Source organism: Brevundimonas sp., assembly GCF_032055285.1.
Lineage (GTDB): Bacteria > Pseudomonadota > Alphaproteobacteria > Caulobacterales > Caulobacteraceae > Brevundimonas.
Genome location: NZ_DAMBRE010000006.1, coordinates 191531 through 212694, shown reverse-complemented (window position 1 = coordinate 212694; position 21164 = coordinate 191531). Strand labels below are relative to the sequence as shown.

19 protein-coding genes and 1 tRNA gene are annotated in these 21164 nt (G+C 67.4%); 10 read left to right on the top strand and 10 right to left on the bottom strand.

Translation table 11 applies throughout. The features are described 5' to 3' along the window. Window positions 1-23: 23 nt before the first annotated feature. The 3 genes from RTY13_RS14505 to RTY13_RS14495 form a co-directional block, all read right to left on the bottom strand. On the bottom strand, window positions 24-881 hold the full coding sequence (locus RTY13_RS14505; RefSeq protein ID WP_312784447.1) for a macro domain-containing protein: 858 nt from the start codon (window positions 879-881) through the stop codon (window positions 24-26). Between the two features lie 22 nt (window positions 882-903). Next, window positions 904-1404, bottom strand: a complete 501-nt coding sequence (locus RTY13_RS14500) for a TIR domain-containing protein (protein ID WP_312784445.1) — start codon at window positions 1402-1404, stop codon at window positions 904-906. Window positions 1405-1598: 194 nt separating this feature from the next. Next, window positions 1599-1675: transfer RNA gene (locus tag RTY13_RS14495), tRNA-Lys, on the bottom strand. A gap of 210 nt (window positions 1676-1885) precedes the next feature. On the opposite strand from RTY13_RS14495, the gene RTY13_RS14490 reads away from it, so the two are divergent. From RTY13_RS14490 to RTY13_RS14475, 4 genes are all read left to right on the top strand, one after another. Continuing rightward, on the top strand, window positions 1886-2992 hold the full coding sequence (locus RTY13_RS14490) for a CaiB/BaiF CoA-transferase family protein (protein WP_312784443.1): 1107 nt from the start codon (window positions 1886-1888) through the stop codon (window positions 2990-2992). 96 nt (window positions 2993-3088) lie between these two features. Beyond that, window positions 3089-3364, top strand: coding sequence for a hypothetical protein (locus RTY13_RS14485; protein ID WP_312784441.1), 276 nt, complete (start codon window positions 3089-3091; stop codon window positions 3362-3364). A 55-nt stretch (window positions 3365-3419) separates the two neighbouring features. Continuing rightward, window positions 3420-5213 carry an autotransporter assembly complex family protein gene (locus RTY13_RS14480; RefSeq protein ID WP_312784439.1) on the top strand — a complete coding sequence of 598 codons (1794 nt, stop codon included), beginning with the start codon at window positions 3420-3422 and terminating at the stop codon, window positions 5211-5213. Continuing rightward, window positions 5210-9439 carry a translocation/assembly module TamB domain-containing protein gene (locus RTY13_RS14475; protein ID WP_312784437.1) on the top strand — a complete coding sequence of 1410 codons (4230 nt, stop codon included), beginning with the start codon at window positions 5210-5212 and terminating at the stop codon, window positions 9437-9439. Before RTY13_RS14480 ends, RTY13_RS14475 begins: the two co-directional genes overlap by 4 nt. Window positions 9440-9546: 107 nt before the next feature. Here RTY13_RS14475 and RTY13_RS14470 read toward each other — a convergent pair whose 3' ends face one another. From RTY13_RS14470 to RTY13_RS14460, 3 genes are read right to left on the bottom strand one after another with little or no spacing between them, the layout of a single operon-like run. Beyond that, window positions 9547-9888 (bottom strand): arsenate reductase family protein, encoded by a 342-nt coding sequence (locus RTY13_RS14470; protein ID WP_312784435.1) that lies wholly within the window; start codon window positions 9886-9888, stop codon window positions 9547-9549. Beyond that, a complete protein-coding gene (locus tag RTY13_RS14465) occupies window positions 9888-10424 on the bottom strand; it encodes a hypothetical protein (protein WP_312784433.1) in 537 nt (178 codons plus the stop codon). Before RTY13_RS14465 ends, RTY13_RS14470 begins: the two co-directional genes overlap by 1 nt. Before the next feature lie 22 nt (window positions 10425-10446). Further along, window positions 10447-10920 carry a hypothetical protein gene (locus RTY13_RS14460; protein WP_312784431.1) on the bottom strand — a complete coding sequence of 158 codons (474 nt, stop codon included), beginning with the start codon at window positions 10918-10920 and terminating at the stop codon, window positions 10447-10449. A 117-nt stretch (window positions 10921-11037) separates the two neighbouring features. Here RTY13_RS14460 and RTY13_RS14455 point away from each other — a divergent pair, with 117 nt between their 5' ends. Genes RTY13_RS14455 through astB form a run of 5 tightly spaced genes read left to right on the top strand, consistent with a single transcriptional unit; the run spans window position 11038 to window position 16606 of the window. Continuing rightward, entirely contained in the window at window positions 11038-12288 is a 1251-nt protein-coding gene (locus RTY13_RS14455) for a hydrolase (RefSeq protein ID WP_312784430.1), read from the top strand. Between the two features lie 4 nt (window positions 12289-12292). Next, entirely contained in the window at window positions 12293-13300 is a 1008-nt protein-coding gene (locus RTY13_RS14450; RefSeq protein ID WP_312784429.1) for an arginine N-succinyltransferase, read from the top strand. A 14-nt stretch (window positions 13301-13314) separates the two neighbouring features. After that, window positions 13315-14733: a succinylglutamate-semialdehyde dehydrogenase gene (astD, locus tag RTY13_RS14445; RefSeq protein WP_312784427.1), complete on the top strand. Its 1419-nt coding sequence runs from the start codon at window positions 13315-13317 to the stop codon at window positions 14731-14733. Then, window positions 14730-15263, top strand: coding sequence for an endonuclease domain-containing protein (locus tag RTY13_RS14440; RefSeq protein ID WP_312784425.1), 534 nt, complete (start codon window positions 14730-14732; stop codon window positions 15261-15263). Before astD ends, RTY13_RS14440 begins: the two co-directional genes overlap by 4 nt. A 2-nt stretch (window positions 15264-15265) precedes the next feature. Beyond that, the gene (gene astB / locus RTY13_RS14435) at window positions 15266-16606 is read left to right on the top strand and encodes an N-succinylarginine dihydrolase (protein ID WP_312784495.1); all 1341 of its coding nucleotides are present in this window, start codon (window positions 15266-15268) and stop codon (window positions 16604-16606) included. 306 nt (window positions 16607-16912) lie between these two features. Here astB and phhA read toward each other — a convergent pair whose 3' ends face one another. Together phhA and hspQ are read right to left on the bottom strand one after the other, a co-directional pair. Continuing rightward, complete coding sequence (phhA, locus tag RTY13_RS14430) at window positions 16913-17788, bottom strand: phenylalanine 4-monooxygenase (protein ID WP_312784423.1); 876 nt, start codon at window positions 17786-17788, stop codon at window positions 16913-16915. 72 nt (window positions 17789-17860) lie between these two features. After that, complete coding sequence (gene hspQ / locus RTY13_RS14425; RefSeq protein ID WP_312784421.1) at window positions 17861-18175, bottom strand: heat shock protein HspQ; 315 nt, start codon at window positions 18173-18175, stop codon at window positions 17861-17863. 145 nt (window positions 18176-18320) lie between these two features. Here hspQ and RTY13_RS14420 point away from each other — a divergent pair, with 145 nt between their 5' ends. Then, the gene (locus RTY13_RS14420) at window positions 18321-19436 is read left to right on the top strand and encodes a Ppx/GppA phosphatase family protein (protein WP_312784419.1); all 1116 of its coding nucleotides are present in this window, start codon (window positions 18321-18323) and stop codon (window positions 19434-19436) included. Here RTY13_RS14420 and RTY13_RS14415 read toward each other — a convergent pair. Together RTY13_RS14415 and RTY13_RS14410 are read right to left on the bottom strand one after the other, a co-directional pair. Then, window positions 19409-20287, bottom strand: coding sequence for a peptidylprolyl isomerase (locus RTY13_RS14415; protein ID WP_312784417.1), 879 nt, complete (start codon window positions 20285-20287; stop codon window positions 19409-19411). The two genes, RTY13_RS14420 and RTY13_RS14415, sit on opposite strands and share 28 nt — an antisense overlap. Window positions 20288-20314: 27 nt before the next feature. Further along, window positions 20315-21157 (bottom strand): peptidylprolyl isomerase, encoded by an 843-nt coding sequence (locus RTY13_RS14410; RefSeq protein WP_312784416.1) that lies wholly within the window; start codon window positions 21155-21157, stop codon window positions 20315-20317. Between the last annotated feature and the right edge of the window lie 7 nt (window positions 21158-21164).

Genomic DNA, 21164 nt, shown 5'->3' with positions numbered 1-21164 from the left:
CTCTTTCTATTCTGGCGTAACAATTAAGGGTGCAGGCTTTGAGCCAGATAGTCTCGGATCTCATAAAGATTCACACCGAAATTCTCAGCATCTTCTGGCCGAACGACTATCGTCAATCGAGGGGCAAAAACTCTGCCTCGCGAGCCTTCAGCAAACGATTGCGCAATCCGCTCTACCATCTTCTTTCGCGGATAACCCGTTCGACCTCGGCCCGTACCCATCACTGAAATCGATAACGGCTTCAACTCACCGCGCGCGGTGATGAAACGCCACAGCGACTCCAAGGCGTCCTCAATCTCTCGGAGTGACGAACTAGCTGTGCCGTCCGCGCTGAGCCGGGCCATAGCCACGAAATAGAACGTTCGGCCGTGAGATTCCACACGGGCGACTGTTCCGATGGGGTATTCCTTAGTCTTGCCCGGAGCATCTTGCCGTTCAACGTGCTCAATGCCTCTCAACTGGCGGTCAAGCTGCGCGTCGATAGCGCTAGTGTTTGAATTAAAGAACCGCGTTGCGACCTGTCCCTGCAGGCTTTCTGTAGAAATCAAGCCGTTCGCCATATTGGTGTCAAATGTGGTATTCGCACTAACGACAACATCGTTGTCGCCAAAGAATAAATCCCCTATCCGAACCTCAATAACATAATCCCTATTGGGAAGCTTGTACGCAATCCGCGTGATTGGGCGCCTGCTTATAATCACATAACCGATAGCCACCGCGATCAGAGGAAATATTGCAAACTGACTATACTGGTCACGCGTATACAGCTTGAAGAAGTCAAACACCTCCATCAGGAGATACAAGCCACCTACAGTCGCCAGAATACGGGCCGCCGCTGGCGGCGAGAAAATCGCGTGACGCCAGAAGGACCAAGTCGCCATGGACCTGAGGAGATATGGCATTTTACAAGCCCAGTGACGTATAGACGCTGTCGTTGAAATGGTAGGGACCGGTCTCTCCCGATTTCATGTACGCGTCATGGCTGCCAGGCCAATTATTCAGCGCATAGGTAATAATCTTTTCGCCAAATGGAACGTATATTGCCAATGCAGATTTAAGTGATGGCGGGCAAAGTTCGTCGATGCTTCGTTGCCCGTTCAGATTCACAGCAATTATTGGCAAACCCAATCGAATTGCAGTCTCGATTTCCCATCTAACGAACTTGGTAAGGTATCGAGTGCTTTCACCAATCAGTATGATGAACAATTTAGTGTTAGCAAATCGCTCGCTCAGCTGGCGTTTTATGCTCTCTTCTTGGCTAGTGTCACGGGCAGTGTTGAGATCATGAGCGTTGTGAAACTCAAAGTCGAACCGCTCGTTCGCGGACCAAGCGGTCATGAGGCGGTAATAGCTCATGTCTTTGTCGCCATCGAAGGCGATATACGTCTTATTACGGTAAGCCATGGTCCCCCGACCGTCTGCAGCGCCAAAGGTCGGCGCGTTCAAACGCCACGATACCGATAACTGCGTTCGGGGCGCAATGGCGAGACAGCTTCTTAGACCGCGTCGCTGGCTAGCATAACGCTATGATTGATGAGCGGCGTCTAACCACGCCGCACTCGCCACTCAGCTAAGCTACTATTTTTATTGGGGAAAAATGGTACGCCCCCTCGGGCTCGAACCGAGGACCCTCTGATTAAAAGTCAGATGCTCTAACCAACTGAGCTAGGGGCGCACACTCTTTGAAATCAACCACTTGGGTTGTTTCTCGCCAACAAGCGCAGCGCCTGTTTGCGGAGGCGGTTTCTGGTTCATTCGCGGATGGAGGTCAAGGGCCGCAGCGCGGGAAGATGCGCATTTTGTGGGGAAATCGTACGGACCACGGTTATGTCCCCCGCCTGAAAGAAGGTGACGCCGCCTCGCCGTTCCGGTTTAGCTTGGCGGCATGGGACCTCTGGCCGGACTGCGCATCATCGAATTCGACGGCCTGGGGCCGGTCACCTTCGCCGGGATGGTCCTGGCCGACATGGGGGCCGAGGTCCTGCGTCTGACGCGCGGCGGCGCCGCCCCGGCCGCCGTCTTCGACGATGTCGGCGGCGAGGTGCTGCATCGCGGGCGAACCGCCGTGCCGGTCGATCTGAAATCACCCGATGATCGCGACCGTGTGCTTGCCCTGATCGAAAGCGCCGACGCCCTGATCGAGGGCTTTCGTCCCGGCGTCATGGAGCGGCTGGGTCTGGGCCCCGACATCTGCACCGCGCGCAACCCCCGCCTGGTCTATGGCCGCGTCACCGGCTGGGGCCAGACCGGGCCGATGGCGGATCAGGTCGGCCATGACATCAACTACATCGCCCTGTCCGGTGCCCTTTATCCGATGGGTGCGGGCGACCGACCGCCCCTTCCCCCGCTGAACCTGATCGGTGACTACGGCGGCGGGGCCATGATGCTGGTCAGCGGCGTGCTGGCGGCCATGCTCGAGGCCAGAAGCACCGGGCGCGGCCGCGTGGTGGACGCCGCCATGACCGACGGCTCGGCCCTGCTGACCAGTCTGTTCCACGCCCTGCGTTCGCGGGGCCTATGGAGCGACGCGCGCGAAGCCAACCTGTTGGACGGCGGCACGCCCTTCTACCGCTGCTACACGTGCAAGGATGGCGGGTTCGTCGCCGTGGGGGCGCTGGAGCCGCGCTTCTACGCGGCCTTCATCAACGGTCTGGGCCTGACGCCTGACGAAGCGCCGCAGTTCGACCGTTCCAACTGGCCCGCTCTGCAGGCCCGGATCAAAGCCCTGTTCGCCACGCGCGACCGCGACGACTGGGCCGCCCATTTTGCTGGGACTGAGGCCTGCGTCACTCCCGTCCTGACCATGGCCGAGGCCGCCGCCCACCCCCACAACCGGGCGCGCGAAACCTTTGTCGAAGCCGGAATCACTCAACCCGCCCCGGCCCCCCGATTCGCGGAGGCGGCCGCCGCGATCAGCGCCGAACGCCGGGTTCTGCCCCTGGATCGGGCCTTGGCCGACTGGGCCGAGCCATCCGTTCTCGACGTGTCCTAAAAGGTTCAGTTGCGGTTCATTCTCCTTCGGTAAACAAAGGACCGGAACCCTGCGCCCCAGTCGGCGTTTGCCACCCCACAAGGGGGAAGAAGTCAGATGAACCAGTTGATTATGAAACGTTTGCTGTTGGCGACCGGCTTTGGCGCCGCAGCCCTGCTCGCTTCCTGCGACGAGCCGCGCCAATCTGAGTCCTACGAGGTCCAGATCGAGGCGCCGGCTGCACCCGCCGCCGAAGAAGCCGCTGCGCCCGTCGCGGCCGAAGCCGAAGCCGCCCCTGCGACCGACGCGCCAGCTCCGGTCGATACCCTGCCGCCCGAACAACGCACCTCGGAACAGACGGTGCAACCCGAAAGCGATACGCTGTTCTACTGATTCCGCCTGAACGGCGTCCGCTCCCGGTTTTAGCGTCCTGAACCAAGGCTCCAGTTTGACGTCGCGGCCCTCTCTTCTTCTCGCCGGTGTGGCGCTCTGGGTCGTGTGCGGCCAAGCCGCGCTGGCGGCCGAGCCCAAGGCCCAGATCCGCGGCGAGATCGACGCCGAACTGCGCCGTCAGCTGGAACAGGCCGTGGGTCAGGTCGACGCCGCCCCGGCCAACCGGTTCGAGGCGCGCCGCCGCGCGCGCAGCGCCCTGGAAGCCGCACAGGCCCTTCTGCGCTCCGAAGGCTATTATCAGCCCACGCTTCAGGACGACGTCGAAGGCGAACAGACGCCGGTCGCCGTCGTGACCGTCACACCCGGCCGTCGCTTCGCCCTGGGGGAGACCAAGGTCAATTGGGTCGCCCCGGTCCCCGACGCCGTGACCGCCGAGGTCGTGACCAAGAACATCGGCCTGACGCCGGACGAGCCGGGCCGCGCCGCCGACGTCCTGGCCGCCGAAGGCCGCATCGTGGCCGGCCTGACGCGCGAAGGCTACGCCGACGCCAAGGCCGAACCGCGTCGCGTCGTGGTCGATCACGCCAGCTTCACCGTCCAGCCCAATTTCAATATCGCCTCGGGCGCTCTGGTGCGTCTGGACGGGGTGCAGGTCCGCACGCGCGGCTCGACCAATCCCGACTGGGTCGCCGGCCTGGCGCCGTGGAAGGCGGGGGATCGCTATGATCCCGAGGACGTGGCCGAGCTGGAGCGCCGCCTGCTGGACACCGGCGTCTATGACGGCGTCAACGTCTCCCTGGCCGCGCCGGATCAGGCGACGCCCGAAGGCCTGCGCCCTGTCGTTGTCGGCCTGTCCGATCGCGCGCGCAGCCTGCTGGAAGCCGGCGCCACCTATTCAACCGCCGAGGGCGTCGGCGTCGATGTCTTCCAGACCCGTTTCAACCGTCTGGGCCGCGCCGCGACCGTGAAATACGGCGGCCGATACGCCAGCATCGACAGCCGCCTGGGCGGCGAGATCAGCCTGCCTCACTGGCGAAAGCCGGGGCGAACGCTGCGACTGTCCTCCTACCTCGTCAACGAACAGACCGACGCCTATGACCGCAGCGCCGTCAGCCTGAACGCCGACCTGTCGCAACGCATCGGCAAGACCTCCTTCTTCACCTATGGCCTGGGCGTGGACGCGGGCCAGTACACCGAAAACCGCTTCGATCCGGTCACCCAGGCCCCGATCACCTTTGACCGCGACCTGGCCATCGTCACCGGCCGCGCCGCCGCCTTCATGGATCGCTCCAACGATCCGCTGGACCCGACGCGCGGCTTTCGCCTCTACGTCTCGGCCCAGCCGACCGCCGTGGCCGGCGAAGACACGGTCCTGTTCCTCAAGACCGAGGGCCAGGCCACGGCCTATCTGCCCCTGCAGGACGGCGCCGAGACCGTTCTGGCGGGCCGCGCCCGCCTCGGCTCCATCATCGGCGGCGAGGAACTGACCGTGCCGTCGGATCGCCTCTTCTATTCCGGCGGCGGCGGCTCGGTGCGCGGCTACTCCTATCAGAGCATCAACCCGCGCCTGCCCGACAACACCCCGCGCGGCGGTCTGTCGCTGTTCGAAACCTCGATCGAGGTCCGCCACGACATCGGCGCCAAGTTCCAGGCCGTCGGATTCATCGACGCCGGCGCCATCGGCTTCCAGGAAACGCCCAACTTCAACAACATTCGCTACGGAGCGGGCGTCGGCGTGCGTTACAAGCTCCCGTTCGGCCCCGTCCGGGCTGACATCGCCATTCCGCTGGACAAGCGCGAGGGCGATTCCAACTTCCAGCTCTACATCAGCATCGGCCAGGCGTTTTGACCGACACTCCGCCTCACGAACCAGAAGCGGAAGCCGCCGACACGCCGGCCAAGGCGGAAAAGCGCAAGCGCACACGCCTGCAACTGATCGCCTTCGTCAGCGGCATCGTGGTCGCGGTCTTGCTGGCCCTGACCATCGTCCTGGCGGTCGGCGGACGGATGTATCTGGTCTCGGATTCGGGACGTGAGCTGATCACCAGCTTCGTCGCCGGCAAGAAGATCAGCCGCTATGGCCGCATCAACGTCGAGGGGCTCAAGGGCGACCTGTTCGACGACTTCACCCTGGGCCGCGTCACCATGACCGACGCCGAGGGCGTCTGGCTGGAGGCGACCAATGTCCGTGTGGACTGGTCCTACTGGCCGCTGGTGATGCGCCGCTTCCACGCCAGCGAGATCAGCGCCGACCAGATCCGGATCATCCGGCGCCCCCTGCTGGAACCCCGCACCGAACCGGGCGGCCCTCAGGCCATCTCCGTCGATATCGACAAGTTCCGCACCAACGTCGAACTGATGGAGGACTTCTCCAAGGAGTACGGTCGCTGGACCCTCAGCGGCGACGCCGAAATCCCCCGCAAGGGCGACAAGGTGGTCAACGTCGACGCCTTCAGCCTGAACCGCAAGGGCGATCACCTGTTGCTCAAGGCCGTCATCGGCAAGACGCCCGAGGATCTGCGCGTCAACCTGCGCGCCGGAGAGGCCCAGGGCGGCCCCATCGCCGGGGCGCTGGGCTACTCCCCGGACAAGCCCTTCTCGGCCGTCGCCGTGGTCAACGGCGAGATCGTCAACGTCGAGGTCAAGACCGGCGACTTCATCCCCCTGTCGGTCAAGGGCCGCTACGGCGAGGACGGGGCGCGCATCGGCGGCGCCGCCGACTTCTCGGGTTCCGATCTGCTGGCCCCCTTCGTCGAGCGCATCGGCCGCACCGCCCGCTTCGGCTTCGCCACGACGCCCGACAAGACCCGCGAGGGCTTCCAGGGCGTCGCCTGGACCCTCAGCGCCGACAACATCCAGTCCCATGCCCGCGGCCTGATCCAACTCAAGGATCGCAATGCGCCCGACGGGATCAACCTGACGATCACCACCCCGTCGCTGACCCGGCTGGTGGGCTACACCCTGGCCGAGGCCACCACCTACACCGGCGTATTCAAGGGCGACGCCAAGGCCTGGACGCTGCAGGGCTCGGCCAGCCTTCAGAACGCCGACCTGGCCAGCTACCGGGCCGCCCGCATCTCCGGGCCGCTCGACATCGCCGTGAACAAGGGTCAGTTCGACATCACCACCGACGCCCGCGCGGTCGGCGGCTCGACCGCCGGCATCATCGGCGCCTTGCTGGGCGCAACGCCGCGCGTGCAGCTTCAGGGCTCGCGCACTGCTGACGGCGCCTATGTGCTTAGGAAGATCGATGGTCGTGGCCAGGCCCTGACCCTGACCGGCTCGGGCGGACGCAGCCTCACCGGCGGCCTCAGCTTCCGCGGCGTCGCCGACATCACTGACATCTCGCGCATCCGTCCCGGCGCCAAGGGCTCGTTCAGCGGCCCGATCCAGGCGGGCAAGGCCCGTGGCAAGACGCCATGGACGCTCAGCTTCGACGGGCGCGGCTCAGGCATGAGCATCGGCATGGACGAACTGGACCGTCTGCTGGGCCAGACGCCGCGTCTCAAGGCCGCAGGCTCGTGGCGCGGCGGCGTCCTGGCCATCGACAACAGCGAACTGACCGGCGCCGCCGGGCGCATGGGCGCCAAGGGCCTGATCGAGGGCGGCAAGCTGCGCCTGGCGCTTGACTGGGACGCTCGCGGCCCGTTCGGCGTCGGCCCCGTGGCCATCGACGGCGCCATGAGCGGAAACGGCGCCCTGACCGGCACCCTGGCCCAGCCCCGCGCCGATTTGCGCGCGGCCTTCGACAAGGTCTCCGCCAGCGGCCTGGTCCTGACCAACGCCGACCTGATCCTCAGCTTCCGCAAGGGCGCTGACGCCTCGGACGGCCGGATCGTGCTGAACTCCGGCTCCAACTACGGCCCGGCGCGGGCCTCCGGGAACTTCTTCCTCGGCGGCAAACAGCTTCGCCTGTCCGATGTGGACGTCAACGCCGGCGGCGTGACCGCCCAGGGCGCGATCGCCCTGTCCAACAACTACCCCTCCAGCGCCGACCTGACCTTCACCGCGCGCCAGGGCGCCTTCCTGGCCTCGGGCGAGGCCAATGGCCGGGTGCGCCTGACCGACGGCGGCGGCGATCAGAGCGCCGTCCTGGACGTCACCGGCCGCAACGTCCGCCTCGCCGGTTCGACCTGGGTCGTGCGCAACCTATCGCTGAAGGGCCAGGGCACGCTCGAGCGCCTGCCCTTCACCCTGTCCGCCGATGTCGGCGGCGCCACTCCGGTTCAGTTCAACGGCACGGGCGAGTATTCGCGCCAAGGCCCGGCTCAGTCCGTCACCCTGCGGGGCGGCGGGCGCGTGCGCGAGGTCGCCTTCACCACCCGCGCCCCCGCCATCATCGCCCTGAACGGCGACGGACGCGTGGTCCGGGTCGATCTGGGCGTCGGCGGCGGCGTGCTGACCGGCGAGCTGCGTCAGGACAAGGACGGGAGCGTCATCCAGGCCGACATGAGCAACATCGAGATGGGCTCGCTGACCCCCGACCTGCGCGGTCAGATCACCGGCCGCGTCTCGTTGCAGGGCTCGGGCGACAGGCTGAACGGCTCGGCCAACGTCGACCTGAAGCAGCTGCGCAGCATCGACGCTCCGCGCGGCCTGGCCGTGGACGGCGCCCTGAACGCTGACCTGACCGACAACATCCTGCGCATCCGCGCCCAGGCCAACGACGGCACGGCGGTTCAGGCCTCGGCCGACGTCAGCCTGCCGGTCGAGGCCTCCGCCGCCCCGCTGCGTCTGGCTGTCGCCCGCACCCGCGACATGTCCGGCCAGGTGGCGATCAACGGCCAGATCCAGCCCATCTGGGACCTCTTCCTCGGCGGCGCCCAATCCCTGTCGGGTCAGGTCAATGCCCGCGCCACCCTGGCAGGGACGCTGAACGCCCCTCGCCTGAACGGCCGTATGGACCTGACCCAGGGCGCCTTCCGCGACAGCGCCACCGGCCTTCGTCTGGAAGGCGTCACCCTGGCCAGCCGCTTCGACGACAGCCAGGCCGTGATCGAGCGCTTCGAGGCCGCCGACGGCCTCAAGGGCACGGTGACCGGCAATGGCAATCTGGGCCTGCGTCAGGGTTCCGGCTCGACCCTGCGGCTTGAACTGACCCGCTTCCGCGTCATCGACAACGACATCGCCGAAGCCCGCGCCAACGGGGTGCTGACGGCGGTGCGCGGCGCCGACGGCAATATCCAGCTGAGCGGCGACCTGAACATCGACGAGGCCAATATCTCGCCTAACCTGCCCGGCTCCAACGGGGTGGTGAAGATGGACGTGGTCGAGATCAACCGCCCCGGCGGCGATCCCGTCGAGACCGAAACCAAGGCGCGCGGGCCGCAGATCGGCCTGAACCTGAACCTGACCGGCCGCGAGATCCATGTGCGCGGACGCGGCCTGAACGTCGAACTGACCGCCGACGCCCGCGTGCGCGGCACCATCGCCCAGCCTCAGCTCACCGGCACGGCCAGTGTGGTGCGCGGTGACTACGAGTTCGCGGGCAAGCGCTTCGTCTTCAACGACAGTGGTTCAGTCAGTCTCTCTACCGATCCGGCCCGCATTCGCCTGAATCTGGCCGCGGTGCGCGAAGACCCGACCCTGACCGCGACTATCAAGGTCACCGGCACGGCGGCAGAGCCCAAGATCGAGCTGACCTCGACCCCCTCCCTGCCCCAGGACGAAATCCTGTCGCAGGTCCTGTTCGGACGCTCGGCCTCGCAACTGTCCGGCTTCGAGGCGGCGCAACTGGCCTCGGCCGTGGCCTCGCTGGCCGGCGGCGGCGGCTTCGACGTCATCGGAAACCTGCGCGAACTGGCCGGTCTGGACCGCCTGTCCTTCGGCGGCGAGGCCTCCAGCCTCACGGTCGCCGGCGGGCGTTACATCACCGACGACGTCTATCTGGAGATCATCGGCGGCGGCGAAGGCGGCGCGGCGGTCAACGTCGAATGGCAGGTGCGCCGCAACCTGGCCGTCAGCTCCAAGTTCGGCGGCGAAGGCGACGCCAGCCTGTCGATCCGCTGGCGCCGCGAAAGCGACCGCCCCGGCGGCGGCGCGGCGACCGACCGGCGCCGCAACCGCAGCCGCTAGGCCTTCTGCTTCATCCTCCCCACTCGTGGGGAGGGGGACCGCGTAGCGGTGGAGGGGGCGACGCGTCCGATCCACCTCCCCATTTCATGGGGAGGAAGGGAAACGCGCTACAAAACTTCCAGCACGCACTCCACCGGCCGTCCGATGCGGGCGCCCTTGTCGCTCTGGACGATGGGGCGCTCCACCAGCACCGGCTCGGCGATCATGGCGGCGCGGATCACGTTGTCGGACGCCCCGCTCTCCAGCAGTTCGCCCGTCTTGGCCTCGCGCCTGCGCAGCAGGCCCGACAGACCGACGCCCGTCTCCCTGGCCAGCCGGTCCAGCGTCGCCGCATCCCAGCCGGTCTTCAGATATTCGACCACCACCGGCTGAACGCCCTTCTCCTGCAGCAACTCCAGCGCCTTGCGCGAGGTCGAGCATTTCGGATTGTGGAAAAGGGTGACGGTCATCAGTAGGTCCGTTTCAGTTTCTCAAACAGGCGTCCGCCGCGGAAGGCAGCGACATACATGGCGATTGTCACGAGATTGACGAGCCACATCAGCGCACTCACGAAGTCAAACCCATACTCGATCGACGTGCCGATCCTCAACAGAGCGCCGAGTCCGCCCAACAGGCTGTAGGCCATGAAGGCGAGCATGATCGTTGGAATCAGCCAGGTCGCGCGGCGCCACTGCACCACCGCCAGAACAACGTAGAGAACCGCGATCACTATCATGGTGAGTTGCATGAACATGGGCATCACGCCCATCATGGCGTCCTGAACGGCGAGTTGCTGCTCGGAGATGTCTTGGCCCCTCTGCTGTGCGGCCAGCGCCTCGGTCAGCGCCTCGGTTTTCGGCATGCTCAAGAGACCGACAATCGACTGCACGACGCCAATCCCTAAGGCGACTGCCCCCACGCGCGCCGCCCTCTGCGCCTCGGCCATGCCGCGCGGCGGCGTGAAGGGATTGGCCGCCCGCAGCCACAGCTTCGCGGTCCGGTTCATCGTCACACCCTCCCGTTGGAACTTACTTCTTAGAGGGAAGCGGCGCCGCAGCAAACTGCGCCAGCGCCGCCGATCCGCGCAAGCCGCCGATATGCAGGATCGCGCAGGCCAGCATGGCCGTCGCCGCGATCATTCCGCCCCAGGCCGGCACGCCCGCCACGCCCAGCGGCGCCCCGACCATCAGGCTGACACCCGTGGAGCTCAGCTCATACAGGGCCCAGGCCAGGCCGAAGACCGGCAGGATGCGGTTGGGCCGCCGCCATTGCACCCACCCCAGACCCCCGGCGATCAGGGCGAAGAAGATGGCGAACCCCGTCGTCGCGCCCCGGAACTCGGCATAGGCGGCGTCAGAGGCGTACCAGACCAGCCCCGCCTGCATCAGCCCCGCCGCCGCCCACAGCCAGAAGGCCACGGCGCTGAGGCGCGCCATCGCCGCCGCCTTCGAACCCGAATCGACGGGACCGAACGGATTGGGAAAGCTGAAACGACGGTTCATGCGCGACTCCTCGACTGCGGCGGCAAACCTATCCCGCACGGCCCCGCTTTCCCAAGGCCGTGAGCGAGAAACCGCCCCGCCTTCACCTTTGCCTCGCCCCCGTCTAGGGTCCCCGCCATGCGGATCGAACCTCACGACCAGGCTGTCCTCGACCATGTCGCGGCCCAGGGCGACGTGATCGTCGCGCGGACCGTCGACTGGGCTCATATCAACTCCGGCAGCCGCAACGCCGCCGGTCTGGCGCGCATGCTGGACGTGCTGGAGGCCGAGGCCCGCCGCCTGCCCGCCGCCGTCGAGCGCGTGCCGACGAAAGCCTCGACCACCGTGGCCGACAGCGGCGCCGTGATCCCCGAGACCTACGCCGACTGCCTGACCATCACCGCCCGGCCCGAGGCCCCGATCCAGGTCGTCCTGACCGGCCACTACGACACCGTCTTCCCCGCCGACAGCGCCTTCCAGCGCGTCGTCACCCGCGCCGACGGCGCCCTGAACGGCCCCGGCGTCGCCGACATGAAGGGCGGCATCAGCGTCATGCTGGCAGCACTCGAAGCCTTTGAAACGCACCCGGACAAGGCCCGTGTCGGCTGGACCGTGCTGCTCAGCCCCGACGAAGAGATCGGCTCGCCCGCATCGGCCCCCCTGCTGGCCGAACTGGGCGCGCGCGGCCACGTCGGCCTGACCTATGAACCGGCCCTGTCCGACGGAACCCTGGCCGGCGAGCGCAAGGGCAGCGGCAATTTCCACCTGATCGTCACCGGCAAGGCCGCCCACGCGGGCCGCGCCTTCCACGAGGGCGCCAACGCCGTCGCGGGCGCGGCCATGATCGCCGCCCGCCTGCACGGCCTGAACGGCCAGCGCGAGGGCGTCACCGTCAACGTCGCCAAGATCGCCGGCGGCGGCCCCCTCAACGTCGTCGCCGACAACGCCGTGGTCCGCTTCAACGTCCGCGTGCCGGATGCCGAAAGCTCAGCCTGGATCGATCAGACGGTGCGCGCCATCGCCGCCGAGCCCCCCTTCCCCGGCCTGACCATGGATCTGCACGGCGGCATGACCCGCGCGCCCAAACCGATGGACGCGTCGCAAACCGCCCTGTTCCACGCCGTCCGCGACGCGGGCGAACTGCTGGGCCAGACCATCGCCTGGAAGCCTTCGGGCGGCGTCTGCGAGGGCAACAACCTGCACGCCGCGGGCCTGCCCAATGTCGACACCCTCGGCGTCGTCGGCGGCGAGATCCATTCGGATCAGGAGTTCGCCTGGCCCGCCAGCTTCGTCGAACGGGCCCAACTCAGCGCCCTGATCCTGTGCAAGATCGCCTCGGGCGAGATTGACGCGTTGAAACTGAAACAGCTCCGACTGGAGACCATGTAACCGCATGCTCGTTGTTCGCCCCGCCGGTCCCGCCGACCTTCACCACCTGCTCGAACTGGCCATCCTGTCCGGCCCCGGCTTCACCAGCCTACCCGAAGACGCCGATGTCCTGAGCGAGCGTCTGGACCTGAGCCAGGCCAGCTTCGAAGGCCGCGTCCCGCCGCAAGAGGCCTGGTACACCCTGATGCTGGAAGACGGCGACACGGGCGACATCGACGGCATCGGCTCGGTCAAGGCGACGGTGGGGCTGAAACGGCCCTTCTTCTCGTTCCGCGTGGTCAACAACACGGTCCAGTCGCCCTCGCTGGGCGTGAAGCTGAACCATCAGACGCTCGTTCTGGTCAACGAATGCACCGGCTGGACCGAGGTCGGCTCGCTGTTCCTCAAGGCCGACCGTCGCAAGGGCGGCGCCGGCCGCCTGCTCAGCCAGTCGCGCTACATGCTGATCGGGGCCCAGCCCGACCTGTTCGCCGACAACGTCCTGGCCGAACTGCGCGGCGTCTTCACGCCCGACGGCTACTGCCCCTTCTGGGACCATGTGGCGCACAAATTCTTCCCCATGGACTTCGACGACGCCGACCGCATGAGCGGCTCAACCGACAAGCAGTTCATTCTCGACCTGGCGCCGCGCCACCCCATCTACATCGACCTGCTGCCCGAACCGGCCCGCGCCGTGATCGGCAAGGTCCACCCCCAGGGCGTGCCCGCCATGGCCCTGCTGGAAAGCGAAGGCTTCCGTCCCAACGGCCTGGTCGACATCTTCGACGCCGGTCCGACCGTGGCCTGCGGCCGCGACAACATCCGCACCGTGCGCGACGCCCGCGTCCTGACCGCCCGGATCGAGAAGGAGGTCGAGGTCGAACTGCCCTCCCTGGTCTCGACCGACAGCGTCGCCGCCTTCCGCGCCGTCCGCGCCCGCGTCCTGATCGACGGCGATCTGGCCCGCATGACCCCCGACGTCGCCGCCGCCCTGAAGATCAAGGACGGCGCTGTCGTCCGCGTGAAATCCTGAACCGAGTAGCCGCCATGACCCGCTTCGCCTCCACCAACCCCGCCACCGGCGAAACCGTCTGGGAAGGCGAAGCCGCCACCACCGAACAGGTCGGCGCCGCCCTCGAGGCCGCCCGCGCCGCCTTCCCCGACTGGGCCGACCGCCCGCGTCAAGACCGCATCGACGCGGTGAAACGCTATCAGGCGGTGCTGAAGGACCGCGCCCCCGAGATGGCCGAGGCCATCAGCCGCGAAACCGGCAAGGCCCTGTGGGAGACCAAGACCGAACTGGCCTCGATGGCGGGCAAGGTCGACATCTCGATCCGCGCCTATGACGAGCGCACCGGCGAGCGCAGCAGCGAAACCGCCTTCGGCCGCGCCACCCTACGCCACCGCCCGCACGGCGTCTCGGCCGTGCTCGGCCCGTTCAACTTCCCCGGCCACCTGCCCAACGGCCACATCGTCCCAGCCCTGCTGGCGGGCGACACCGTGGTGTTCAAGCCGTCCGAGGAAACGCCCCTGACCGGCCAGTTGATGGCCGAATGCCTGGACGCCGCCGACCTGCCCAAGGGCGTGTTCAACATGGTCCAGGGCGGGCGCGACACCGGGGCGGCCCTGCTGGATCAGCCCATCGACGCCCTGATGTTCACCGGCTCGGGCGCGGCAGGCGCGCACTTCCGGCGCAAGTTCGCCGACGATCCCCACGTCATCCTGGCGCTGGAGCTGGGCGGCAATAACCCGCTGGTCGTCTGGGACGCCGCCGACGCCGAGGCCGTCGCGGGCATCGTGGTCCAGTCCGCCTTCGTCACCACCGGCCAGCGCTGCTCGTGTGCGCGCCGCCTGATCGTGCCGGAAGGCGCGGCGGGCGACGCCATCGTCGAGGCCGTGGCCGCCATGTCCGACCGCCTCAACTTCGCCCCCTGGGACAGCGATCCCGAGCCCTACGCCGGACCCCTGATCTCGGAAAAGGCGGCTCAGGCTGCCCTGCAGGCCCTGCAGCAACGCATCGACCTGGGCGCCAAGGTCATCCGCGCCTCCGGCCCCGTCGACAACCTGCCCGGCGCGTTTGTGAAACCCGCCATCATCGACGTCACCGGCGTCGCGGTCGAGGACGAAGAGATGTTCGCCCCCTTCCTGCAGGTGCTGCGCGTCCCGACCTTCGACGCCGCCATCGCCGCCGCCAACGCCACCAAGTACGGCCTGTCCGCCGGTCTGGTCAGCGACGACGCCAAGCACTGGGACCGCTTCATCAACCGCATCCGCGCGGGCGTGGTGAACTTCAACCGTCCGACCACGGGCGCGGCGGGCGACATGCCCTTCGGCGGCCTCGGCGCCTCCGGCAACCACCGCCCCAGCGCCTTCTACGCCGCAGACTACTGCGCCTACCCCGTCGCCAGCTTCGAGGCCGGCGCGGTCAAGAACATCGAAAGCGAAATCAAGGGACTGCGGGGATGATTGAAGCTGGTCCGTTCAACAAGAAGGAACGGATCAAGCCGGGTGCCCATGCGCGCGCCCGGCGCCTTCGCACCGTCCCGACGTGGACCGAGGCGAAGCTGTGGGAGCGACTGCGCAAGCTCGACATCCGCATCCGGCGTCAGGCCCCGATCGGCCCCTATGTCGCGGACTTCGCCTGCCTGCGCGCCCGGCTGGTGATCGAGGTTGACGGCGGCGTCCACAATCTCACCGACGTCGCCCTGCGCGATCTGAAACGTGATGCTTGGCTGGCCATCGAAGGCTACCGCGTCCTGCGCATCGACAGCCGCCGCATCCCCGGCGACCTCGACGCCGTCGTCGCGGATATCACCAACGCCATCCGCCTCAAAGCCCCCCTTCCCCTCGAGGGGGAAGGGGCCGGGGGATGGGGTGAAGCCGCGCCGCATCAGGTCATAGCGCAAGAGGCGCGGTCGCGTCTCCCGCGCACCACTGACAACCCCCCTGCCAACACCCCCACCCAACCCTCCCCCCTCGAGGGGGAGGGCTCATGAGCATGAAAATGAAGGCCATCGAAGCCAATGCCGACGGTCTGATCGGGCCGACCCACTCCTATGCGGGCCTGTCGCCGGGCAACCTCGCCTCCAGCCTGAACAAGGGCGAGGCGTCGAACCCGCGCGCAGCGGTGCTGCAGGGCCTCGACAAGATGAAGACCCTGGCCGACCTCGGCCTGCCCCAGTTCGTCCTGCCGCCGCATGAGCGGCCCAACATCCCCTTCCTGCGCGCGCTCGGCTTCTCGGGGAATGACAAGACCGTGCTGTCGAAGGCCTGGCGCGACGCCCCGGCCTTCGCCGCCGCGGCCTGTTCGGCCTCGCCCATGTGGGCCGCCAACGCCGCGACGGTGACGCCCAGCGCCGACGCCGCCGACGGCCGCGTCCACTTCACCCCGGCCAACCTGCATACCAACCTGCACCGCTCGCTGGAGCACCAGCAGACGAAGCGCGCGCTGGACGCCCTCTTCCCGGACAAGGCGAAGTTCGCCGTTCATGACGCCCTGCCCGCCGTGGCCCATCTGGCCGACGAAGGCGCCGCCAACCACGTCCGCCTCTGCGCCACGCACGGCGGTCGCGGGGTCAATCTGCTGGTCTGGGGCCGCGAGGCCTTCGAGCCCTGGGACGGCCGCTTCCCCGCCCGCCAGACGCGCGAGGCCAGTCAGGCTATCGTCCGCCGCCACGAAGCCGGCCGCCCCGTCCTGGCCCAGCAGTCGCGCGCGGCCATCGACGGCGGCACCTTCCACAATGACGTGGTCTGCGTCGGCGCCCTGGACACCCTCTTCTTCCACGAGCTGGCCTTCGAGGACACGGACGCCACCAAGGCCGCCATCCGCCGCGCCGCCGACGGCCTGTTCGAGCCTCAGTTCGTCGAGGTCTCAAACGCCGACCTGCCGCTGGCCGACGCGATCAGCTCCTACCTGTTCAACTCCATGCTGATCCAGGTTCCGGGCGAGGATCGCCTGACCCTGATCTGCCCGACCGAGACGCGCGACAACGCCCGCAGCCATGCGGTCGCCGAGAAGATCGCCGCCTCGAACGGCCCCATCGGCCGGGTCGAATACGTCGATGTGCGCCAATCGATGCGCAACGGCGGCGGCCCCGCCTGCCTGCGCCTGCGCGTCGTCCTGACCGAGGACGAACTGGCCGCGACCAACCCGGCCATGCGCCTGACCGACGAACTGCATGGCGCCCTCAGCGTCTGGGCCCTGCGTTGGTATCGCGACAGCCTGACCGCCCAGGACCTGGCCGACCCCGCCCTGCTGGACGAGACACGGGGCGCCCTGGACGAACTGACCGGAATCCTGGGTCTGGGAACGGACTTCTATCCGTTCCAGCGCGACTGACAGACCTCTCCTCCCCATGAAATGGGGAGGTGGATCGACGGCGCAGCCGACGAGACGGAGGGGCCGCTTGGACATGGAGGCCCCTCCACCGCTCCGCGGTCCCCCTCCCCATGAAATGGGGAGGAAAGTGGAACCGGCATCATAACTCGCGCCAGAAAGGCCTGACTTTTCAACCCGCGCCACTCCGCAATCGCCAATCAGCGCGCCTGCCCTTCGCCGTGCGCCATCATCCCCTCCCGAGCCGCGCCAGGGAGGAGATTTCAGACGATTCAGACGAATTGGACTCTGTTTTTCAGCCAGCCTTCATCAGGCCGCGAACCGCCCGCCCTTGGATGCATAGGCCTGCGTCCCGCGCGTATAGACGGTGTCGCTCGGCAGGACGGCCTCGATCGGCAGGTCCTCGGCGCCCTGCAGTCGCTCATAGATCGGCCCGAAGTCCTGCAGGGTGGCTTCCTTCAGTTCCTCGATGCTGTCGATGACGAAATAGACCTGCTGGAAGTCGTCGATCCGGTAGAGGGTCTTCATGACCCGCTCCAGATCGAAGCCCAGACGGTTCGGCGAGGCGTCCTCCAGGCTGAATACGCTCTCGGTCGCCGACGACACGATGCCCGCCCCATAAATCCGCAGGCCGTCGGCCTCCTTCATCAGGCCGAACTCGACCGTGTACCAATACAGACGCGCCAGCTTGTCCAGCATCCCCAGCGACGCCGCGCGCTGCCCGCCCTTGCCGTAGGCCTCCATATAGGCGGCGAAATCGGGGTCGGTCAGCATCGGCACATGGCCGAAGACATCGTGGAAGATGTCGGGTTCCTGCAGGTAGTCCAGCTGATCCGGCTTGCGGATGAACTGACCCGAGACGAAGCGACGGTTGGCCAGGTGGTCAAAGAAGACGTCCTCGGGCACCAGTCCGGGCACGCAGACCACGGTCCAGCCGGTCAGGGCCTGCAGCTTAGGGTTCATCACCTCGAAATCGGGGATGCCGCCGGTGTTGAGGTCCAGCGCGTCCAGCCCGCGCATATAGGCCTCGCAGGCGCGCCCCGGCAGGATCTTCATCTGCCGGGCATAGAGGGTGTTCCACGTCTCATGCTCGACGTCGGTATAGGCCGCCCAGTTCTGAGGGATGGTCCAGTCGGCGGCGGCGCCTTCGGGCGGGGCTTCAAAGACGTGTTCGAAATCGGACATGGGAACGCTCCTCTCGGCTCTGACGGCCGTTGCGGGCAGATTAGCGCGCGAACTGGCCGTCGTCACGCATGGCTATTGCAGCGTTTGCGAACGCGGCGCGTGACGGCCCTGGGCGTCGATGGTGAACCACTCCCGCTCGGCCTCGGGCGACAGGGGTTCGATCTCGGGCGTGGCCACCAGGCAGTCTTCGGCGGCGTAGGCGATGACCCCGCCCTCCGTGTCGGCGATCAGGATGCGATAGAAGGGCTGGTCGCTGGCGACCGCGCCCGTCTCTGCGGCCGGGCCTGCGTAGGTGGCGTCCACATCCATGACCAGGCCGTGGAAGGCGTGGTCGCGATGCCGGACGATCTGTCCGAGGCCGAACCGGGCTGTGTGAACCTGGGTCATGCGACAACAATACGCGCCGCTGGTTGAAGCGGATGCATCCGCGCCGTTCATCTATGCGACAGAATGTCTTGGCTTGGACATAAAGCCCGGTTTAACCTGACGGAGACGGGCGCCGCTTCGGACCGCCCACATGAAAGCTCGGCCCATGCCGGAGACCCCTGGCGCGCCTGCACGGCGCGACGCGCGGTCCCAGCCCAGGAAGTCCCGTGATTCCGGGACTTCCGGTCGCGATGCGCCCCTCTATGGCGCGCTCGACCTGGGGACCAATAATTGCCGTCTGCTGATCGCGCGCCCGTCGCGCGACGGGTTCCGGGTGGTCGACAGCTTCAGCCGCATCGTGCGGCTGGGCGAGGGCCTGTCCCGCACCGGGCGTCTGGACGACCGCGCCATGGATCGGGCCTATGACGCCCTGGCCTTGTGCGCCGAACGCGTGGCCCGCAAGGGTCTGGACGCCGGTCGCCTGACCGCCGTGGCCACCCAGGCCTGCCGCGCCGCCGACAATGGCCAGGCCTTCATCGACCGGGTGCGTCGCGGCACCGGGCTGAAGCTCAAGATCATCGACCCGGCGGAGGAAGCCAGCCTGTCAGTCGCCGGCTGCCTCAACCTATTCGATCCGCGCGTCGAAGCGGTGCTGGTCATTGATGTCGGCGGCGGCTCGACCGAGCTGTCGTGGATGATGCGCGGCGCGCGGGGCTTCGAAAACAAGGGTTGGATGTCGGCGCCGCTGGGCGTCGTCACCCTGGCCGAACGCCACCCCGAACCTGTCGGAAACACCGAGGCCTGGTACGAAGCCATGGTCGCCGACGTCGGCGCTCATCTGGCTGCAGGCGGGCCTAGCGACGAGCGGGTGCGCGGCCTGTTCGAGAGCGGACGGGTGCACATGGTCGGCACCTCGGGGGCCATCACCAGTCTGGCCGGCATTCACCTCGGCCTGCGCCGCTATCAGCGCGATCTGGTCGACGGCCTGTGGATGACGCGCGCGGACTGCGAGGCGGCGGCGGTGCGTCTCAAGCGTCTGGGCCCCGCAGGTCGCGCCGCCGAAAGCTGCATCGGGCCCGACCGCGCCGATCTGGTGCTGGCGGGGGCCGCGATCCTTGAGGCCGTGCAGCGCGCCTGGCCGTGCGAGCGGGTGCGCGTGGCCGACCGGGGCCTGCGCGAAGGCCTGCTGCTGCAAAGGATGCGCGAGGACCGCCAGAAGCCCCGCCGACGCCGTCGTCGGGGCCGCTCCAATGGTCAGGCGGCAGGCGCTCCGGCCACCTGAACCGGCAGATCGATGTCGCAGACCGAGAAGTCGGCGCCCCTGGCCTGACGCACCGCCTCAGCCAGTGCGCGGAACTGCGACGAGGCCGTATCCAACACCCGCGCCGTCGGCCGCTCGGCTTCGGGCAGGTCGGACGCCACGCGCACCCGCGTCATGCGATCCGGTTCGGCGACGATGCCGTCCGGTTTGGGGCTGAACTTCAGGGCGCGCACCACGTCCAGACCCGACACGACCCGGCCCCAGATGGTGTAGCGCTTGTCCAGCGAGGGATAGGGCTGACGCATCAGGAAGAACTGGCTGTTGGCGCTGTCCGGCGCCTCGTCACGCGCCATGCCGGCGACGCCGGGGCAATAGAGGCCCCAGGCGTGAACCTTCTTGTCCGCCGTCGTGGCCATATAGGCGTCGGGCTGGGTCTGGACCGGCAGGGAGTGCAGGAAGCCCAGCACGGCGCCAGCAGGCGCGGCCACGGCCGTAAACGGCGTCTGGCTGTCCCGACGGAAGGTGAACTCGGCCTTCAGGTCGGGATAGGGGCTCTGGCCCTCGCCAGTGCCCAGAGGGTCGCCGGTCTGGGCCATGAACTGGTCGATGACCCGGTGCCACAAAAGGTTGTCGAAGAAGCCGCGCCCGGCCAGCAGCCGAATGCGCTCGACATGGCCCGGCGCAACCTCGGGGGCCAGCTCGACCAGGATGCGGCCCTTGTTGGTGTCGATCACCAGCAGGTTTTCAGGCGCCACCGCCCGCCACTCGCTCGCAGAGGCGGCAGGCGCCGCAACCGGCGTCGCCTCCTGCGCCCATGCCGATCCAGCCAGAATCAGGACGGACGCCGCCGCCAGACCTATTGAAAAGCGCATCCTCGTCCCCTCCCCCAAGATGGATAATCAGCCGCCGGTGACCTCGACCACCGGCTGAACGTCGCAGATGCCGAACTGGGCGCCGCGTGCGGCACGGGCGGCCTCGACGGCGGCGTTGAAGGGCGCCGAGCCGGGCACGGCCACACGCACGCTCGGGCGCTGCCCCTCTGGCAGGGCCGAGGCCAGTTGCACCTTGGTCATGACGTCGGGGTCGGTCACCTTGCCGTCATCAGCGTCGCTGCCGACTTTCAGCGCCTTGACCACGTCCAGCCCCTGAACCACGTGGCCAAAGGTCGTGTAGCCGCCGTTCAGGTTGTCGTTTTGACCCGTCATCAGGAAGAACTGGCTGTTGGCGCTGTCGGGCGATCCGGCGCGCGCCATGCCCGCCACGCCGGGGCAGAACAGGCCCATGGCCCCCACCTTGAAGTCGGCGGTGACGAACATCTGAGCGTCCGGCTGGGTCAGGACCGGCAGGCTGCCCATGATCCCGCGCACGCCAGGCCCGCTGTTCTCAACGGCGGCGAAGCCGCTGTCGCGCCCGCGACGGAAGCTGAACTCGCCCTTGACGTCCGGCAGGTCGCTGCCGCCAGCGCCCGTGCCCTGAGGATCACCGGTCTGGGCCATGAAGTTGGGGATCACCCGATGGAACTTCAGCCCGTCATAGAAACCCTGATTGGTCAGGGTGCGGATGCGCTCGATGTGGTTCGGCGCCGCGCGCGGCTCCAGTTCGACCAGGACCCGGCCCTTGGTCGTATCGATCACCAGCAGGTTGTCAGGCGACACCGTGCGCCACTCACCTGCGGTCTGAGCGACCGCGCCGCCCGCGATCATCGAGACCGCCGCGGCGGCCAGAAGCATCTTGAAGTTCATGTCCATC